This window comes from Brevibacillus sp. HB1.3 (assembly GCF_013186635.1).
In the GTDB taxonomy this organism is placed as follows: Bacteria; Bacillota; Bacilli; order Brevibacillales; family Brevibacillaceae; genus Brevibacillus; species Brevibacillus brevis_D.
In genome coordinates, this window is the sequence record NZ_JABMIT010000007.1 from 101078 (window position 1) to 119820 (window position 18743).

Annotated in this window: 13 protein-coding genes and 1 pseudogene; 5 read left to right on the forward strand and 9 right to left on the reverse strand. The window is 40.6% G+C overall.

Going from position 1 to position 18743, the window contains the following annotated elements; translation table 11 throughout:
- Positions 1–18: 18 nt before the first annotated feature.
- From HPY31_RS17565 to HPY31_RS17585, 5 genes are all read right to left on the reverse strand, one after another.
- Positions 19–4095, reverse strand: a complete 4077-nt coding sequence (locus HPY31_RS17565; protein WP_172141763.1) for a hypothetical protein — start codon at positions 4093–4095, stop codon at positions 19–21.
- 118 nt (positions 4096–4213) lie between these two features.
- On the reverse strand, positions 4214–5398 hold the full coding sequence (locus HPY31_RS17570) for an RCC1 domain-containing protein (RefSeq protein ID WP_172141764.1): 1185 nt from the start codon (positions 5396–5398) through the stop codon (positions 4214–4216).
- 407 nt (positions 5399–5805) lie between these two features.
- A complete protein-coding gene (locus tag HPY31_RS29220; protein WP_172141765.1) occupies positions 5806–5955 on the reverse strand; it encodes an RCC1 domain-containing protein in 150 nt (49 codons plus the stop codon).
- A 208-nt stretch (positions 5956–6163) separates the two neighbouring features.
- Positions 6164–7381, reverse strand: a complete 1218-nt coding sequence (locus tag HPY31_RS17580) for a macrolide family glycosyltransferase (protein ID WP_172141766.1) — start codon at positions 7379–7381, stop codon at positions 6164–6166.
- Between the two features lie 254 nt (positions 7382–7635).
- Positions 7636–8430, reverse strand: coding sequence for a glycosyltransferase family 8 protein (locus tag HPY31_RS17585; protein ID WP_172141767.1), 795 nt, complete (start codon positions 8428–8430; stop codon positions 7636–7638).
- Between the two features lie 326 nt (positions 8431–8756).
- Here HPY31_RS17585 and HPY31_RS17590 point away from each other — a divergent pair, with 326 nt between their 5' ends.
- The gene (locus HPY31_RS17590; protein ID WP_172141768.1) at positions 8757–9842 is read left to right on the forward strand and encodes a glycosyltransferase family 28 protein; all 1086 of its coding nucleotides are present in this window, start codon (positions 8757–8759) and stop codon (positions 9840–9842) included.
- A gap of 126 nt (positions 9843–9968) precedes the next feature.
- On the opposite strand, the pseudogene HPY31_RS29225 reads toward HPY31_RS17590, so the two are convergent.
- Positions 9969–10040, reverse strand: a pseudogene (locus HPY31_RS29225) (hypothetical protein); the annotation flags it as partial.
- A 177-nt stretch (positions 10041–10217) separates the two neighbouring features.
- Here HPY31_RS29225 and HPY31_RS17600 point away from each other — a divergent pair.
- The 3 genes from HPY31_RS17600 to HPY31_RS17605 all read left to right on the forward strand — a co-directional run bounded on the left by HPY31_RS17600 (position 10218) and on the right by HPY31_RS17605 (position 11825).
- Entirely contained in the window at positions 10218–10661 is a 444-nt protein-coding gene (locus HPY31_RS17600) for a cell wall hydrolase (protein ID WP_172141769.1), read from the forward strand.
- Between the two features lie 171 nt (positions 10662–10832).
- Positions 10833–11135 (forward strand): transporter, encoded by a 303-nt coding sequence (locus tag HPY31_RS28860; protein ID WP_234126487.1) that lies wholly within the window; start codon positions 10833–10835, stop codon positions 11133–11135.
- Between the two features lie 348 nt (positions 11136–11483).
- Positions 11484–11825, forward strand: a complete 342-nt coding sequence (locus tag HPY31_RS17605; protein ID WP_172141770.1) for a hypothetical protein — start codon at positions 11484–11486, stop codon at positions 11823–11825.
- Positions 11826–11985: 160 nt separating this feature from the next.
- Here HPY31_RS17605 and HPY31_RS17610 read toward each other — a convergent pair whose 3' ends face one another.
- Complete coding sequence (locus tag HPY31_RS17610) at positions 11986–12690, reverse strand: class I SAM-dependent methyltransferase (protein ID WP_172141771.1); 705 nt, start codon at positions 12688–12690, stop codon at positions 11986–11988.
- On the reverse strand, positions 12691–14547 hold the full coding sequence (locus tag HPY31_RS17615) for a Rieske 2Fe-2S domain-containing protein (RefSeq protein ID WP_172141772.1): 1857 nt from the start codon (positions 14545–14547) through the stop codon (positions 12691–12693).
- Positions 14548–14875: 328 nt separating this feature from the next.
- Here HPY31_RS17615 and HPY31_RS17620 point away from each other — a divergent pair, with 328 nt between their 5' ends.
- Positions 14876–16411 carry a thiol-activated cytolysin family protein gene (locus tag HPY31_RS17620; RefSeq protein ID WP_172141773.1) on the forward strand — a complete coding sequence of 512 codons (1536 nt, stop codon included), beginning with the start codon at positions 14876–14878 and terminating at the stop codon, positions 16409–16411.
- Between the two features lie 131 nt (positions 16412–16542).
- Here HPY31_RS17620 and HPY31_RS17625 read toward each other — a convergent pair whose 3' ends face one another.
- The gene (locus HPY31_RS17625) at positions 16543–18738 is read right to left on the reverse strand and encodes a tetratricopeptide repeat protein (protein ID WP_172141774.1); all 2196 of its coding nucleotides are present in this window, start codon (positions 18736–18738) and stop codon (positions 16543–16545) included.
- Between the last annotated feature and the right edge of the window lie 5 nt (positions 18739–18743).

Sequence of the window (18743 nt, forward strand, 5' to 3'; positions counted from 1 at the left end):
CATTCATCCTAATACGTACTATTTGCCCGACTGAACCGCTTTTACTTTCTGCTCAAAATCAGGCCCAAATATCTTATTGATAGCTGGATAGATCGTCGCATCTCCTACTGGGATATCTGGAACCGCTCCAGTAAATAGTCTGAAGTAACCTCCAAATGTGATTTCAACTTCGGAAATGTTCGTAACGATGACCTTTCCGCCGGCTGGAACTAGCGGCTCTTCGGTTGTGGCTGTTCCTTTTTTCTGTACAGTTCCATCCGCTTTGAAAACCGTATAGTCAAATTGCTTCCCTTCCGCTATATCGGTCATAATTTTGGCACTTGTCGTTCCGATATTTGTAAACTCGTAACTATTCCCTTTAGTAAGCGTTGCGCGCGTTAGAGACCGTTCACTAGTTTCTTCTACAATAAAGTCATTATCGTAGGTAAACGTCACCGGATTATTTGAATGGACGGAAACGACTGCCTGCCCACCTGCCGGAATATATGGAGCTTCAGCCGCTCTCATTTTTTGGGTATAACCTGTGCCACTCTTGTTATAGACAGCAATGCTAAAATAACGATCATCTGCTACAGAAGCATTATTAGGAAGCTGTTTTGGCGCGGTACCATTATTGATAAATAAATAGTTTTCCCATGGATAAATAGTCTTTTTCCCTGTTAAATCATTATCTTTTACCGTGAACAGCTCATAATGTCCCCAGAAATTAATGATACTGTCTGACATTCCTATTACGGCAATTCGCTGGCCAGCCTGAACCAAAGGCTTTTCAACGGTATTCGATTGTTTTTTGGCTACAGTTCCATTTGCGTTATACAAAACATAATCGTAGTTTCTTCCTATCCACGCGTCCGTTTGCAATCTTTCTTCAGAGTTTCCTTTATTCGTAAACAAATAACTCTTATCCTTACGCAGAGTCTTCTTGACTAAGGCAGGTGCATTCCAAGGTTTTGCTTCAATTTCTTTATCGAAGGTAAAAGTAACAGGACTCTCCGAGACAACTGTTACAACCATACGTCCCCCAACAGGAATTGTCGGAGTATCGACAGAGCTGATATTTGAGCTCTCTCCAGCTCCGCTTTGCTTATAGACAGCGTAATCAAACAGCTTATCTTTCGAATTGCTAGATCCATTGTTAAAGATTACTTTTGAGGTCGTCCCTTTGTTGATAAATACGTAGTTTTCGCCCGGTCTAACGATTTGCTTACCATTACTTGGTTGTGGATTCACATCGTCTCCGATGAAAAACTCATAGTACCCCCAGAATATTTGTGGGCTGCCAGATGTGTTCGTAACCACCATTTTTCCTTTAGGTGGAATTTTCGGTTTTGCAGTTGAACCAGTCTCTTGCTGTACGACCGTTCCATTTTCCTGATAAACGATGTAGTCATATTTTTCAGGATGTGAAATGGTATTTTCCATGGCTTCACTTGTAGCACCGATATTTTTGAAGGCGTAGCTCGTATTTGTAGTGACCGTTTGTTTGAGTAAGGCAGGGTTTCGACTCGGTTCCGCATCGATATCATTGTCATAGTAGAAAGTTACCGGGTTCGAAGACATTACCGTTACAACTACTCGTCCGCCTCCAGGTATAGTTGGCACGCCATAGGTATTCATCAGTTGATAATAGCCAGAGCCATCTCTGTTATAAGCGGCAAAATCGAAATATTTACCCGCATTTGCTTGAGAACCGTCATGCTTTAGCTCTTTCGTTACACTTGCTCGATTCTTAAACACATAACTTTCTCCACTGTAGACGATGACTTCTTTTGTTTTTGATCCCGTTCCATCTTCACCTACGAAGAGATCATAGTAGCCCCAGAATGTAATAGGTTGTTCAGATAAGGCAGTAACGTGTGCTTTTCCATTTGCCGGTACAAACAATTTAGTTGCTACTACAGTATCTTGACTCTCAATACTTCCATCCTGCTTGTAAGTCACATACTGGTATTTCCGTCCTAGGGAACCACTACTCTCCAGATTCTCACCGCTAATTGTTCCCTTATTAAAAATCATGTAGGAGCTGCCTTTTTCAAGCGTCTTTTTAAATAGCGCAGGTTTTGAACTTAGTTCTGCCTTAATTTCATTATCGTATCGGAAGGTAACCGATTGGTCAGATGTGACAGATACCACAGCTTTTCCACCTGGAGGAATCTGTATAGATGAAGATACATTCTGCGCCTGTGAAAATCCTGAATTATCTCTTTTGTAAACCGCATAATCGAAGAATTTATTCTTGTCGTCCAACGAAGCATCACTTACAAGTTGCTTGGTTTTCGTACCTGTATTAAAGAAAAGATAGCTCTCACCTTTAGCAATTAGTTTTTCATTTGAAACACCATCAGAATTACCATCTCCAACAAACAAATCATAGTAGCCAAAGAAAGTAATTGGCTCCTCATATGGATTGGAAACATGAATTCGTCCGCCTGCTGGAACTCCATTCTCTGCCATATGGTTGATTCCTTGACTCTCTAACGTTCCGTTTGCGTTGAAAATGTTGTAATCAAATTTCCTAGTTGCAGAAGCATTATTTTTTAATACTTCTTTCACGCGCCCTTTGCTTGTGAACGTGTAGCTTTCTCCTTTTGCTACAGTCTTTTTCAACAAAGCAGGATATTCAGACATATGTGCTTCAAAATCAGTTGCATTGTAGATTAACGTGATCGGACTATCTGAAATAACTGTCACTACGATCCGACCGCCCGGCGGAACATACGGATCTGCAACAGAGTTCATGAATTGATAATGTCCATTCCCCTCTTTGTTGTACGTCGCATAATCAAAAATCTTGTTATCCCGTTTCGAAGCATCCGTCATTACTTGTTTATTCATTGTAGATTTATTGATAAGGACAAAACTCTCGCCCTTTTGCAAGGTTTTTCGTTCTAATGCTGGGTTATCTGAGGTATCTGCGTATAAAAATTCGTAGTAGCCACCAAAAGTAATAGGCTCATCCGAAATGGTTGTAACAACAATTCTGCCCCCTGCAGGTACGAACGGTTGCGCGGAGGAATTTGCTCTTTTCGTACGGAGAGAACCGTCAGCATTATAAACAGCATAGTCATACTTCATTCCAGACTTAATATCATTTCTAAGCATGAAAGTTCTTGGTCCGTAATTTGTAAAGGAGTATGTTTCCCCTTTTGCCACAACTTGTCTTAGTAAGGCGGGGTCTTCGCTTGGCTCTACGTTAAATTCCATATGATAAATGAACGTAACGGGATTATCAGAAGTAACTGTCGCTACCAGACGACCACCTGGTGGAACATTTGGGTCCCATTGGGAATTCATTTTGTGGGTATACCCATAATCCTTTTTGTCATAAATCGCATAGTCATATAACTTTTGATTCTTGTACGATGCGTCATTCATTAAGGAGCGGAAACCCTTACCGATATTTGTAAAAGTAAAGCTTTCGCCCTTTTTCAGTGTGATTCGCATTAAAGCTGGATCATTTGAGACATATCCGTAAAACAGCTGATTATATCCACCGAAAGTGACAGGACTGTCTGTTACCACGGTTACCGTCATTTGTCCACCTGCTGGAATACTTGGTTCAGAGGATACAGCAATGCCCTTACCAGCTAATGATCCATCCTCTTTATAAGAAGCGTAGTCAAATTTTTTGGAAGAGGACGCATCATTTTGAATAGAGGTATTTGCTACGTTATTGTGTGAAAAAGTATAGCTCTCGCCTTTATACAAAGTATGCTTGTACAATGCAGGCTCTGAAGTTACGTCACCACTGACGTCACCCGAGTAAGTAAATGTAACAGGATTACTAGAAACAACAGTAACCACCATAATTCCACCACCAGGAATATAGGGGTCTCCCGCCGAATTCATTGCCTGCCCATATCCATTGCCATCCTCTTTATAAGTAGCATAGTCAAACAATTGATTTTTGGTAGTGGAGGCATCCGTGCTAATCTGCCTGAGTGCCGTTCCCTCATTGTAGAAGATATAGCTTTCTCCCTCGCTCAAGGTGACTGAAGTTTTATCCGAAGTATTTGCGGAAGCAATTTGTTCGATACTAAACATTTGTAATATGAGAGCCATCATAATAAAAAATTGAAATATTCTTTTACTCACTTACTGTATCCCTCCTTAAAAATCGCTCTTTCCAGTGAAACTTTTCTTTTTATCCCTTTTTTTGTACATTTCATTCAAGAAAAAGGGCCCCCCTATTTCAGGCAGGGCCATCTTTCACTTATTCGAAAAATACTTCTACTGGACCGGACTTATGTTCGATATCTTCATTTCCAAGCAATTTATTACCGTAGTTATTTCCCCATGCCCATACAGTTCCATCATTCTTCATTACCAAGGAATGCTGGGTACCGCTACTTACTGCAACTGCGTCATTAATTTCTGGGATTTGATGAGGGGTAGTAATTTTTCCACGTGTATCACCAAAAATCAGTTCCTCGTAGTTTCTTCCCCAACCCCAAACGGTTCCATCATCTTTTAAAACAGTAGTCCAGAACCCGTTGGTCTCTGCAATTGCATCTACGTGATCGAGATTAGGTACTTGGGTAGGCTTGTTTAAATCTCCAGACTCGTTCTCTCCAAGGCCAGGTCTGCCATTGCCCAGTTCTCCATAACCATTAGATCCCCATGTCCAAACGGTTCCATCACTTTTCAATGCTACAGAGTGGTAATCACCAGCTGCAATCGACACGACATCTTCCAGCCCAACCACACGAACTGGTGTCGTCTTGTCTTCATTGAACCCATTTCCTAGCTGACCGTTTCTATTTCCACCCCAAGCCCACACGGTTCCATCATTTTTTAAAGCCAAAGAATGTTGAAACCCGGTGGCAATCGCTTTGACATCGCTTAATTTACTAACTTGAACTGGTGCGTAAGCGTCTTTTTTCGTTCCGTTTCCAACGTTCCCTACTTTATTTGAACCCCATGCCCAGACAGTACCATCCTCTTTTAAAACCATGTTGTGTGAGTTACCTGCTGAAACCGCAATCACATTTTCAAGCCCCTTCACTTGTACAGGGACATCACTCTCAGAATAACGTTTGCCGTCTCCAATGTTTACTCCCCACGCCCACACCGTTCCATCATTTTTTAGGGCTATAGAAGAAACGTTAGCAGCTGACACTGCTCGAACATCTGTAAAATCCTCAATTTTGGTTGGGAGTTTGTACTTTTCTCTGCCTGTGCCACCAACTCCTAATGCTCCATTAGAAGTACTTCCCCACGCCCAAACGTTTCCATCAGCGTCAATAATTAAACTATGAGAAGCTCCTGCAGAGGCTTTTCCCATATTCATAGCAATTTCTTCGCTGTACTCTGCATGAGCCACACCTGAACCCAATATATTTAATGCAAGCCCAGCTGTTAAAAGTCCTGTTAAAAGTTTTGAAGTTAGTTTTTTCATAAAGAGCTCCCATCATTTGCAGTTAATAGAATATTGCCTAATGAAACAAAAGTGACACAACTCATTTGATGATTAGTTGATAAGCACACCCCCATCATTTAGAAGGATAAAATTACCTCGTAAAATATACCATATAATATATTAATTTACTATTATTACTTTTGTTGTTTATTTTTAGTAATACAATTATTTATTTTCACTGTAAATACACGAATAGTCCAAATTTCCGAGAAAAAACTGCACTGCCAACAGTTAGATATGTCTAACAATTAGCGTGCAGTTTAGTCAGGAGGACATATTATTTATTCATACAATACTTCCACCGGACCAGAAAATGTTCGATATACTTGTTTGATGGTATTTTCTTACATTTCCATTTATATATACCCAAATCGTCCCATTGTTTTTCAATACATGGGAGTGTCCTCTTCATAGTTACTACCCCAGCCCCATACGGTTCCGTCACTCTTTAGGCCAAGTGAAGAATTAAATCCAACTATTACATCAATGAATCTCTCTATTTTCGTAGGAAATTCCCCAGGAAACACCTTTTTCATCCAAAAATATATCACAAATTACTTTTCATCCTAATATTCCATCTAAACATTGAATTTTCCATCTTTATATCGAAAAGCCCATACTTTACATATATCGGTAATTCATCACTTTCTTTACACCCCAAATTTTTGGGGATACTCGTTTTTGGGTCTACAATCCAAAAAGCTTCTTGCCGCTCATGATGATGAGACAAGAAGCTTTTCATTATTAATTAGGCACGGAATACAAAGACATGATACATCTTGCAGCTTCTTGGTATCCACCAGCATTACGGAAAGAGTCCCCTACCTGTATCGCACACTGTTTATAGGTCGATTCGTTCAACACTTGCAGCAAAGCATCCTTCAATGCTGTCGGTGTGAGCTTCCCCCTGTCTAACATAATACCCGCTCCCAGCTCCTCCACCCGCTTTGCCACAATCGGCTGATCAGAGCTTAATGGAATCATGACGAGAGGCACATGAAAATAGAGAGCCTCACTCGTACTGTTCATGCCAGCATGTGTAATAAAAGCATCAGCCTGCTGGAGCACTTCCAGTTGCGGAACGTACGGCTCAATGATGAAGTTTGGTGGAATATGTTCTCCAAGAGACTCCAGCTCCGTTTCTCTTCCGCAAGATAGTACGAATTGAGCCGGAATATCTCGAAAGGCTGCAAAGCACAGTTTGTACAATTCCACATCTTTGGTCAAAATACTGCCCATGGAAATGTACACGACCTTATCGTATGAAGCACGTAGCTTTTCAAACGGAAACGAAGGAGAATCAGGACGCGAAGTAATCGACGGTCCTGTGAAAATGTAGCTATCGTCCAGCTTGTCAGCATCTGGCTGGAATTCACGGCTGGTAAAGACAATCTTCATGTCCCCATATTGACGGGTAATATCCTCAATGGCAGGGACGGCTACGTTGCATACACGAGCGATACTCTGTGCAGTTTGCGTCACTCGTTCATAAAGTGCATCCACATCAACATCATCGCTTGCATCAAGCACTTCGACAATTTGACTGAGCGGTTCAGCAAAGGCGAAATTGGTCACGGAGCAGATCGTCGGGATTCCTAACTTCTCCCCTAAAATCGCCCCTCCCCACCCAAACAAGGAGTCAAAAATCAGGTAATCAAATGATTCGTTTTCGATCTGCCTGAGAATCTCCGGAATGTGGGGTTCAATAATACCTCGCAGCATAAAATCGTTGAAATGAAGAGGGTGTCTGAATTCTGTTGGGTTAAAACCTAAGTCACGGGGTACTTGTTCATCCTTTTGATAAGCGCGGAATTGCGCCCCAGTCTGGGCGAGCCTATCCCGATATTCTTCTGAACACATATAGACGACTTCTTCTCCGTTGTCGACTAGCTGCTTCACTAATCCTAATGTAGGATTCACGTGACCATCTGCTGGAATCGTAACATACAATACGCGTGCCACTCACTCCACCTCCAAAAGAATATCCAATTAGAAAATGTTTCCATTTCATTATAGGTCAGTCGGTTGGTAAAAATGGTTAAAATCCAAATATTTCATAATTTGTTCAATATTTTATATGAAGATGTTTAGTATCGTGCATAACCCCTTATATACCCCAAAAATCCAAACACAAAAATCCCTCCAGCTACCATTTCTCCATGTGAAGGGATTTCCAACCAAATTATTTAATTAGAAAAGCCCCAAGAACCCGATGCCTACAAGGAGTTTAACTTCTTTACTTTTTTAAGATATTTAAAATACTCCTCTCGAAGCGGGTGCTTTTTACTCAACCACGGTTTGCTATCTTCCCCTGTGTAGTGAATAATGGCCGGATCTATTCGCAGGTTGCTTTTATAAAGATGTTTGGACTGATAATTCCACTTTGTGTCAAGTTGAAGCCAATTATCATGAAGAATCGCATTCATCGGATCTTGACTGGGATACCGAATAATACCTTGGTTCTTTTTCATGTAATCCATAATCTTTTTCGTGATGTTATGCTCTCTCCATTTTTTCAAATTCATGACTAATACGCCTGCATTAAAGTAATCACAGTCATCCGGAATAGCCAGGTCGGCATGTCTTAACTTGTTTACCCCTTGCCAAGAATCCATCACCGCTGCAAGGTAATATTGATCAACTTTTGTGTTCCATAATGGAGTGATGTCTTTTTTAATAACGATATCACTGTCCAAATAAATCACTTTTTCAACTTCTTTGTCCAGCAGGTCTGGAATAGAAATTCGATGATAGGTTTCCTGCGTTAGATGATCACGGACGAGGAATCCATCATATAGGGTCGGATCAATAGTGACATATTTAATTTGAGCATGGAATCGTTTCACAGTTTTCGTTAAGATGGATTTATTTTTCCCAGAGACTTGACTGTCAATAACGTGAACGATGACTGGGTTTTTCGAAACCTTATTTTCAAAAAGGGAATATAACATGACTGCGAGATGTATAGCAAAACCATCATTAACGGCTGTTACAATATGAATCGTGCCCACTATTCTCCCACCCCATATCCTAATTGAGCTATATATACACACTATTCATGGACAGCGTTTGTTTGTGTGATGAAAATACCTAATTATTTCTAGATGGGAGCACAATTCACAGCTACACCCCTCCGCTGATGCCGCTTTTTTCTGTGTTCGATCAGAAAACCGTTATACGACTAGAGCATGTTCCATCCATCCCCATAAAATATATAAGCTGTAAGAGCGACTCGAATTCGGCAATGACCTTATCCCATAAGTGGCGGTATGAGGGTAATTTGTCCAAGCTTCAAACTGGGCACAAAGAAAGTACCTATTTAAAAGGGTGATGAAATATGATCTCCTTTGTGGTTGGCAGAGGGATGGGCCATCTCGGTAGATGCATTAGCATATCGGAAAAATTGCAGCAACACCATCTTCCTATTCACGTGTTTGCCTTTCGTGAAACACATGGCTATTTATCGAAAAACCTGCACAATGACATCCAATTGAAAGCCTTTAAATCCAAAAAATTCGAGGATGGTAAACAAACCACACTATTAATAAATGATTGGCGTTCCGATGTGCCTCGATTTCGCAGTGAGGGGAAAGTCGGTGGAAACACAAAGCTCGTGACCCTCTACCACAGTGACTTTATTATCGGTACGAATGATTCAGCTCCGATGCGGGAATACAAAAATCGCATTGTAGAAATCGCCAATCAATCCGATATCTTTTTGCACATGAACCTTATACCGCCTAAGCAGACCCATCCGCAAATGAACTGCATCTATATCCCTATTCCTTTAATCACCAGAGAAATCAGCCAATCCCCACAAGAAGTGCGACGCATGTTGGGCCTTCAGCAGAACGAATCGTTTATTCTGGTTCACATGGGCGGCGGACTCGCTAACCGTTATGAACAGATCGTGAAGTGGTATGATCAAATAAACTCACTTGCTGGCCGCTATCGATTTGTTGTCGCTGGGCAATTGGCAGATGAAGATTACCAGTTCGATGAAAGAATCATCAAAGCCCCGCTCATTCCGAATGGCAAAAATCTTGTACAGGCGGCCAGTCTGGTCATTAGCAAACCGGGCATGGGCATTTTAGGAGATTGCATCTCTACAGGAACCCCATTGCTTTTCCTTCCGCCAGATGATGCAGAACGCGAGCAAAAAATAGATATGCTAAGAGAAATAGTCAACAGTGATAAGGTATCGATCCATGAACCGGAAGAGATTGTACCAAAGATTGAGTATGTGTTAACAAATAAAGAGGTCATTCAAAAAAGATTTAGCCTTATCCCTACCAACGGCGCTGAGGTCGCAAGCAAAATTATCGAAATGGCCTACCGGATCCCGCTATCGAAATTGGCAAAAAGACAGGAAGACCTCCTGCGCTTGACACCGTATAGCTCCTTTGGACATAAGGGCGGATGACTTTGAAGCAAACAAGGAGGACTGTCTTAGGTAGAAGATCAATTTCTACTTAAGACAGTCCTCTTACTTCCGCGTTGTTCTGTAATCACTCACGTACAATTCATTCGCTAGCTCTCTGCCCATTGCTTAAAAAAACGCAAGTATTTCATTCAGGTTTTTCGGACCACCAAATGCCTCAAAACATCCGTCTTTCAATCTGCAATGTACCCAAAGGTTCTAAAACGCACCACAGTGATCGATCCGGTGAAAAAATGTATGAAAATATCCGAGAAATATGTCCACCGATTAGTATTTCTCTATAGAGCGATTTGAAGCGTAACATTTTCGCTACATTTACAATATGATGTGCCTAGAACAATCTAAAGAGGTGAGCCGATGGCAGTCGTAAAAGCCAGGAGCAGTGATATTGACATGTTGGCAAGGTTGCTTCGAGCCGAAGCTGTAGGTGAAGGCGAAATGGGTATGCTCCTTGTGGGGAATGTTGGAATCAATCGAATAAGAGCGAATTGCTCCGATTTTAAAGGTCTACGGACAATTCCTCAAATGATCAACCAGCCGCATGCGTTTGAAGCTCTACAACATGGTATGTTCTACCAAAGGTCTAGAGATAAAGAACGCCGTCTGGCACGAAGGGCTGTGAATGGGGAGCGCCATTGGCCCGGGAAATTCTCCCTCTGGTATTTTCGTCCGGGAACGGCGCAAAATCCCCTGCCTTGTCCGCCAACCTGGTATAATCAGCCGCACGTGGGAAGATACAAGCTTCATTGTTTTTATGAGCCGACCGCGAAAGAATGTCAAAATGTATATAATACTTTTTAGTGTTATGGACGAAAATCGCTCAGACATTACACTGCCCCATGCGAAGAAAGGGGCAGTTTTTTTATATGCTCGTGCGGACCACTATACATATTAGCTATGTGGTCTGCCCAATCATTGTTTTTCGGCTGAACATACAATGTTGAGAATTCATTGTAAAAGGAGTGATTTTTAATGGCATTTAGACCGCCTCTAGGGCCACCTCCGGGTCAGCCTCCAGGAGCACAGCAAGTACCACAGCCGCTAACTCCTCCACCGTCGTTCATCCCCCCACAACCCGCTCCCTTTAGAATTGATCCAGGGGCAATTGAAGGTTGTTTGTTCCGTTTTACGTATCTTTGGCTTGCAAATGGAGAGCAATTCTGGTTTTTCCCCGTTTTTGTAGGTTCTAGATCAATTGCAGGTTTTAGATGGACGGGAAGGACTTGGAGACGAACTGGATTTGATCTACGGTTAATTATTGCATTTACATGCTAAGGCGCAGCTCTCTTCTCCTTTGCACCGATTCGATGCACACAAGATACGCAGCCTTTGAATTTAGGAGCACAAGCCCCAAATAGATTCAACCTGCGCACGATTTCATGGGCTGCACGATATTTGTCGTTAATGTGCAGCCTATTTAAGATGCGTACAATAATTAATCTATTCACTCCCAATTCTTCTCTAGTTTGTGATAAGAAAAATCATTTGCATTTTTTATAATATATTGTAATTTCCCTGTGATTACAAACTTTTTTAGGAGGTGTAAATAATGAAGTTAAAGAAACTGATATCAGCCTCGGACTTACGGCTTGCCTGCTTTCCCTGTCATCTTCCGCATTCGCTATGGGCGATGATAGAGAACCCGATAGTCAGGACACACCAAACTATTTTCAAGGGATCGTCGATAGTTTTGAGGGTACCATTGCAAAACAAAAATATGGAATGGATCAAGACTACTTTAGATGGACGAATAACACTGGGCAAGGAAGATCATTTTACATTAATTTCGACACCTACCAAAATCGTAGCCTTGACTATCAAATTTTTGAAGTAGACCATAATGGTCAAGTCTATCAAGTATTTAAAGATACTGGACGCGAAACCTGGTTTGTGTATTTGCCTGCTAACGGTGATCTTAGAATAAAAGTTCGTGCTCAAGATGCGATAAGAGTTACCCTAATGTGAGATATATCATTTCCTTGAGTGATCGTCCTTGGTGGAACTAGATTTGTTATAAGATTTAGAGTTCTGCTTGGAAACGTGGTACTAGTTTTTGCCCAAATAAAAAAGAGGGCCTGGTAGCCCTCCTAACATAGCGATATGAGTGGTCATCTAAGATGATACATTACTCATTATCCTTTTTTCTCAGCACAAGATGGTACCTTGAATGGAATGAACCTGACAAAACATTTTCTCGACGAATAAGATTTACCTCTAAAATATCAAACTCATCCTGAATTAGCTCTTGAATCTTAGCGTAATTATAATACATTTGAATAGTTCCATTTTCATGTTGTGTTTCTACTACTTCTTCGCCACAGAATTCCCGGGCATGATCAGAATCATCTCCTGAAATAAAATCACAATAAAACAGACCATTTTTCTTAAGAATTCTTGCCGTTTCCCTAAAAGCATTCTTAGCAATCCTAAAATAAGTACTATCAAATACCCCATGACTAACTGCATAGTCGAAAGTCTCACTGTCCCATGGGATATTCTGTATATCACCTTGTATAACTTTATTCTCTATTTCAGGTATATTTAAATTTGAGCCCCATTGTCTTGCAACCTTTATCGCCTCGTTTGACAAGTCTACTCCATACGAATCTAAACCTAAATTATGAAAATAATAGATATGCCTTCCGATTCCACACCCTACATCTAATATCTTAGGTTGTCCTCTAAGGGAATGTATAGAACTAAATTCATTTAACCCTACTTGTTTGACTATATATTTAGCTGCAAAGCGAATTACTTCTTCGTGAGGATAAAATAAAAAATTATCACGATTTAAGTAAGAGCTATCCCACTCTCTCATTTTGTTATCCATTTACCTTCCCCCCGGTAAGAAAGCTTTTTTTAATTCAAGAAGCAGCTTATCTACATCAATGTCATTTAGTCCATGATTTCTTGCTCCTATTGAAATAGATTCGTCAGTAGAATGATGGCACCCCAAACAATATAAGCCATATCGCCGGAGGATTCTATCTGCCTCATCCCCGTAGAACTCCAATATATCTGCGATCACCGTATCTCCTGTAATCGTTCGGGGATGAAAGCTCTTCGCCATTTGCGGACTTTTACGAAGATATGGGGTTTGCAACAAACGCCAGAAACCAGCGTGATATACATCTGGATTTCGACTAAATTTGCACCAATACCCAATATGAGCCTCATCCCACGATAAATTTTCGGTGATAATTTTCTTTAAAATATTTGCTGAGAGTTCAATAGTTAAGTTTATATCTTGGTTTTCGGATTTTTGAATCTTTAAAATTCCCTTTTCAATTTCAAAATAAACATCAAAAAAATGTTGAGTAGAATCAATATTCGTTACTTTAACACATACTCTTAAGTCTTCACAGTAAGCAATTTCGCTTGTTTTATTTAAAAGTAAAAAATATTCCTCAACCTCTGCCGCTGTTATAGAATAATCATTCGGATGATATTCCAGAAAGTCGTCATCACGATATGCTTCATCTACATAAGCTAAAACCTCCGGCTGATTATATAATTTAGAACGGTCCCGTTTAACATAAACTATATTGTTTTCTTTTGCGTTCCAATAATCGCCAGGTAATAAATCTATGACATTGATTGTAGTATCTTTAAAAGCTTCAACAACGTCCATCACTGTATTTTTTCTCAACTTTTCTACATAACTTCGATGAGTAGGGTGCCACAGAGTAAAATGTGATGCAAACGGAATGATTGATTTGGCCCCATAAAGATCGACAGCTTGTGTAAGCATTTTTAACAAGCCAAGCCTTGAGTTTGCCAGTATTTGCTCTTTCTTTGCATCATCCAAATGTGTCCATGTCAAAGGATATCCCGATGCCCCCGGCGAAAATCCTGAAGCTACAACGTCCACTGGCCCAATATATTTGGCAATCCTCGGATTCAATCCTGCATCATTAAGGTTCAGAACCCTGAAACCATCAATCTCAATAAGTAGGATCGCATCGTTCCATAGACTGGAAGGTTCGAAGCACGTAATTGTAAAATGTGAGTCAATCTTATAGGTGCTCCCGAACTTCATCGGATAGATGTTTAGAAACCCTAATTGTGTCAGCTTCTCCTCTATTCTTTTATTTGGAAAATCGGGAAAGTATATTGGTGTATTTCTTTTGAAATATTTTAGAGTTGGTTCATGGAAGTGATCGGAGTGCTCGTGTGAAATCCATATAGCAGATGGCTCTAGTGTAGTTACGTCTACCATTGGATTAGGATATTGAAGCCATGCTCCCAAAAAAGCAGGTCCTACTAACCAAGGGTCAGTAAGCAACGAGAAATCCTTATACTTGAACTCAAGACACGCATGAGAATGAAGTTTTACGATTAGATCTTGTTCTAACAATGCATTTTGTTTCGGTTTACTGGTGATTATAGGCTGTGGAATTTCAGCAAAAAGCATGCCGTTTTCAGCGAAGACATTATAATGAGCCAACTTTTGTTTAGGCACATTAATGGACTCACCGGAATAATCAAATTTCCAACCATGTATGGGACAATTGAAGCACGAGCCTTGGTGCACGACTTTCCCACCTGCATGAGGGCATGTGCTAGACAATAGCTTGTAGCCGGCTACATCTTTTATCAAGAAATATTGGAAACCATCTAATTCTATTTCAAATGGGAATTCATCAAAATGATCTTCAAATCCAATCTGTACCTTTTTAAGTAGCATTATAATGTCCTTTCAGTTTTCAAGTTAGTAATTACATCCATATCTATTATCGGACTTATTAGCTTTTATACTAATATTAATTTGTATGATAATCGACAAAACCCGTTATATTTACCTCTTTTAGACTCTCTTAATTAAGTAATACTGTACACTCCCATGTGTGGAGTAGAAAGTATGAACAAGCTTCAAAATGTGCCCGACCCTATACTTTTTTGGTTTAGTCTAACGATTCTTTCGGAAACTACCGATATAGTTAGTAATCCAGAAAATATATTTAATGGGAGTATAATGATTGGAGTTATGCTCACATCTCAAAGGGGAGTATCTTATGAGGATTCGCAATCATACTAGATTTTTAAAAGTACTCGCTAGTTTATCTGTTATTTTCGCTACTGTAAGTTATCCAGTTGTCTCCTTTGCCGAAGCGGTTGATTCTAGTGAAGTCAGTGAAACAAGTAACGCCGATGACATTAATACCGGTATAGCAGACTTGGACTATGATAATGACGAAGTTTTAGCAGTAAGTGGAGATGAGATAGATAGTTTTGTTCCAAAAGAAGCACTCAACCCACACGGGAAGTTTATCGTAGTAGAACGCAAGAAAAAGTCACTTTCCACTTCTCCAGTAGATATTTCCATTATTGATTCTATGGCTAATCGCACGTACCCAGGTGCATTACAGCTTGCCAATCAAGCTTTTGCAGAAAATAAACCGAGTGTATTACTGGTACCAAGAAAACCTTTGACGATTAGTATTGATTTACCAGGTTTGAAAAAAGAAAACTCCATTACTGTGGATAATCCAACATACGGGAGTGTGTCTGGAGCAGTAGATGAGCTTGTATCTAAATGGAGCGATGAGTATTCAGCAACACATACTTTACCTGCACGATTGCAGTATGCAGAATCAATGGTTTATAGCAAATCTCAAATTGGAAGTGCTCTGAATGTTAACGCGAAATATCTTGATTCTACATTAGGAATTGACTTTAATGCGATTGCTAATGGAGAGAAAAAAGTGATGGTCGCGGCCTATAAACAAATATTTTATACGGTAAATGCGGAGCTGCCTAACGATCCATCCGATCTTTTTGCTGATAGCGTTACTTTTAAAGATTTGAAACGCAAAGGGGTAAGTGATCAATCCCCACCTGTTATGGTATCCAATGTCGCATATGGTAGAACCATTTATGTGAAATTAGAAACAACCTCTAAGAGCAAAGACGTAAAAGCAGCATTTAAAGCCTTGCTTCAGAATACTGGCAACGTAGAAACGAATGCCGAGTACAAGGATATTTTTGAAGACAGTTCCTTTACAGCTGTAGTATTAGGCGGAGATTCACAAGAGCATAACAAGGTCGTTACAAAAGACTTTAGTGAAATCCGGAATATCATCAAAGATAATGCGGAATTTAGTCTAAAGAACCCAGCATATCCAATCTCCTATACAAGTGTTTTCTTAAAAGATAATGCCATTGCTGCCGTTCACAACAATACAGATTATATTGAGACTACCGCTACAGAATATTCAAAAGGTAAAATATCGCTTGGCCATTATGGCTGGTATGTCGCTCAATTTGATGTATCCTGGGATGAAGTTTCCTATGATAAAAATGGGGAAGAAGTACTCACACATAAAACGTGGGAAGGCAGCAACCAAGACAGAACAGCTCCTGTCACGACAGTCATTCCTCTGCCACCTAATGCCAAAAACATAAGGATTTTTGCGAAAGAATGTACCGGCCTTGCTTGGGAGTGGTGGAGAACCGTTATTGATGAGTACAACATTCCATTATCGAGTGAGATTAAGGTTGAAATTGGCGGAACGACATTAAACCCAACGGGTGGTATTACATTTAAGTAGTTGTGAGAAGAAACGGCTGAAATCCTTTTGATCGAGGACTTCAGCCGTTTTTCTTTTTCTTATTCCTAAACAGTCCTAACACCGTTTTGTGCCCCAAATGTAAGTCACCTATCATCTCACAAAATATTTCATTACTTCGAGACGAACAGGGAGGGCAACAGTTGCATCATTTCATTCACATGCGGTGATTCTCCAAACATGAGATGCTTGTTCCAATCTTCCGTGCCAAGCTCCGTGTCACCCATTTTGATAAAACACAAACCTCTCCGATAGTAAATATCTTGTTCGTCTGCATCAGAAAACGCTAAGGCCTCTGTATAATCGGAAATGGATAATTGCCACTCCTCCTGTGCTTCATAGACCCATGCACGGTTGTAAAGGACGGTTGCATTTTTTTCTAGTGCAATAGCTTCAGTTAGATCAGCTATGGCCCTTTCATACTCCCCCATCTCATAGTACAGGACAGCCCTATTTGTCCAAGCGGCCATCATTTCCCTATCCTTGTTTAGGGCAGCGGTAAACGTTTTTAGTGCTTGATCATTATTGCCATCCGACATTTCAATTAAACCTAGTGTACACAGGAGCCGCGCATGATCAGGCTCTATTTCTAAACCGAATTCAGCATCTTTTCGGGCCATTTCGAATTTCTCCACTTGATACAATAATGTAGCTCTATTAAGTAATCCATCAAGATTTTCGGGGTCTATATCAAGCAAGTAGTCATAGTCCGCCATTGCTTTCTCCACATCTCCAAGACGATTGAAGGCAGTAGCTCGATTGAAATAAACCTCTGGAAACGGAGGACTAAGCTTTATCGCTTGGTTATAATCTTCAATGGCTTCATCCATTCGCCCCATTCGGCTATAAAGGTTTCCACGATCAAAGTAATATTCTGGATAATTGGAATCAATCTGTATCACTTGGCTAAATGTTTCAGCTGCTTCTTCAAACCTTTTTAAGGCTACGTAAATCAGCCCTTTATTATGAAGCAGCACCGAGCGATGCAACATATGTTCATCAGGAGCAAGAGTCTGATTTAACCTTTGCCATCCTTCCGTAACCAATCGAAGCGCTTCTTCAGGATTATCCATATGTAACTCTACTAAAGCCAATCCATTTTGGTTAAATACTTGTTGAAATGCACGTTCTTTTTCATCTTCAATCCATTCTGCCAAATCAATGGCTTTTTGTATCCACTCTCTCGCCTTCTCGTGTTCTCGTTCTCGGTGATGCCTCGTATAGTACATCGAAAATCCATATGAAATTTGCATATGAACTCTAAAATCATCAGTGTTTGCGTACACTTCTCCTAAAAGCGTCGGTATATCATCAGTTTCACCCAATGCAGCCAGAGACGTAGCCATTTTCATTGTAAAATACCGGCTATTATCAAATTCGCTGCTCCAATTCGTCAGTTTCCGGCCACGTTGGCTCATATCGATAGTCGCATCGTAAAAACCCATGTTAATGCTATAACTAACTGCTTTAAACAACGCTTCACTTGCTGATTTCTCAGAAGTGCCGCGCTCCAGATGAAACGGAATGGCGCCTAAGTGCAGTGACCACTGCTCTTCTTTTCTAAGAGATTCTGCCCGCTCTTCGTGAAGGCTCTGACGAATTTCAATAGGAGTTGCTTCATAGGCGAGCAATTCCTGCTCACAATCTGATGTGCAGTCAGAAAATATGTATCGTTTCGTTAGCTCAAGTCGCTGTTCGTCAGATAGATTTACTATCCCCCTATCTTGTTCGATGTCAGAAAGAATAATAGTAGGCTCCGTATACGTTTGTAACGCCTTTTTCAGGGCTTCCTTTTCCGCTATTTCACTTGAACTTACGATCACCTGAATCAGGTCAGACTTCGCACGACGCAGAAGTGTACTTATAAATTCTGCATCAAGTTGATCACAGGCCTGCACATTTTCAAAAACCAGGGTCAATTTTCCCATCCGTTCCCGATTCGCCAATGCCAATAAAAGATCGATCAAACCATTCGACATGCGAAGTGTACGCAATTTCGAATAATAACGTGTTCTCTCTTTCGGAATAGCAAGAGAGGTAAGGGTTTCTACACTAACTGGAATGACTGCTTTCAGTTCTGGTGCTATGGATAAGATCTCGATGCAGTGTGATAAAATCAGGTCTGGCCATTTCGAATAAGCTTCCGGAATAATCTGGCGCAGAAGGTCACCAGTACCTGTATAGGGCCCTCTAAGATTGCAATGACAATTGCTGACATAACATGTGGAGTATTGCTCTTCGAAGTACTTCTTTTCTCGGTCGCTGCGTCGAGATCCAATCAGCCATTGGTGTGTCATCGATTGTTTCATTTCGA

Bases quoted from the DNA above. Each gene is read 5' to 3' on its own strand.
- HPY31_RS17605 (WP_172141770.1), top strand. From the start codon at position 11,484: ATGGGCGATGATAGAGAACCCGATAGTCAGGACACACCAAACTATTTT.
- HPY31_RS17590 (WP_172141768.1), top strand. From the start codon at position 8,757: ATGATCTCCTTTGTGGTTGGCAGAGGGATGGGCCATCTCGGTAGATGC.
- HPY31_RS17570 (WP_172141764.1), bottom strand. From the start codon at position 5,398: ATGAAAAAACTAACTTCAAAACTTTTAACAGGACTTTTAACAGCTGGG.
- HPY31_RS17620 (WP_172141773.1), top strand. From the start codon at position 14,876: ATGAGGATTCGCAATCATACTAGATTTTTAAAAGTACTCGCTAGTTTA.
- HPY31_RS17625 (WP_172141774.1), bottom strand. From the start codon at position 18,738: ATGAAACAATCGATGACACACCAATGGCTGATTGGATCTCGACGCAGC.
- HPY31_RS28860 (WP_234126487.1), top strand. From the start codon at position 10,833: ATGGCATTTAGACCGCCTCTAGGGCCACCTCCGGGTCAGCCTCCAGGA.
- HPY31_RS17615 (WP_172141772.1), bottom strand. From the start codon at position 14,547: ATGCTACTTAAAAAGGTACAGATTGGATTTGAAGATCATTTTGATGAA.
- HPY31_RS17610 (WP_172141771.1), bottom strand. From the start codon at position 12,690: ATGGATAACAAAATGAGAGAGTGGGATAGCTCTTACTTAAATCGTGAT.
- HPY31_RS29220 (WP_172141765.1), bottom strand. From the start codon at position 5,955: ATGAAAAAGGTGTTTCCTGGGGAATTTCCTACGAAAATAGAGAGATTC.
- HPY31_RS17600 (WP_172141769.1), top strand. From the start codon at position 10,218: ATGGCAGTCGTAAAAGCCAGGAGCAGTGATATTGACATGTTGGCAAGG.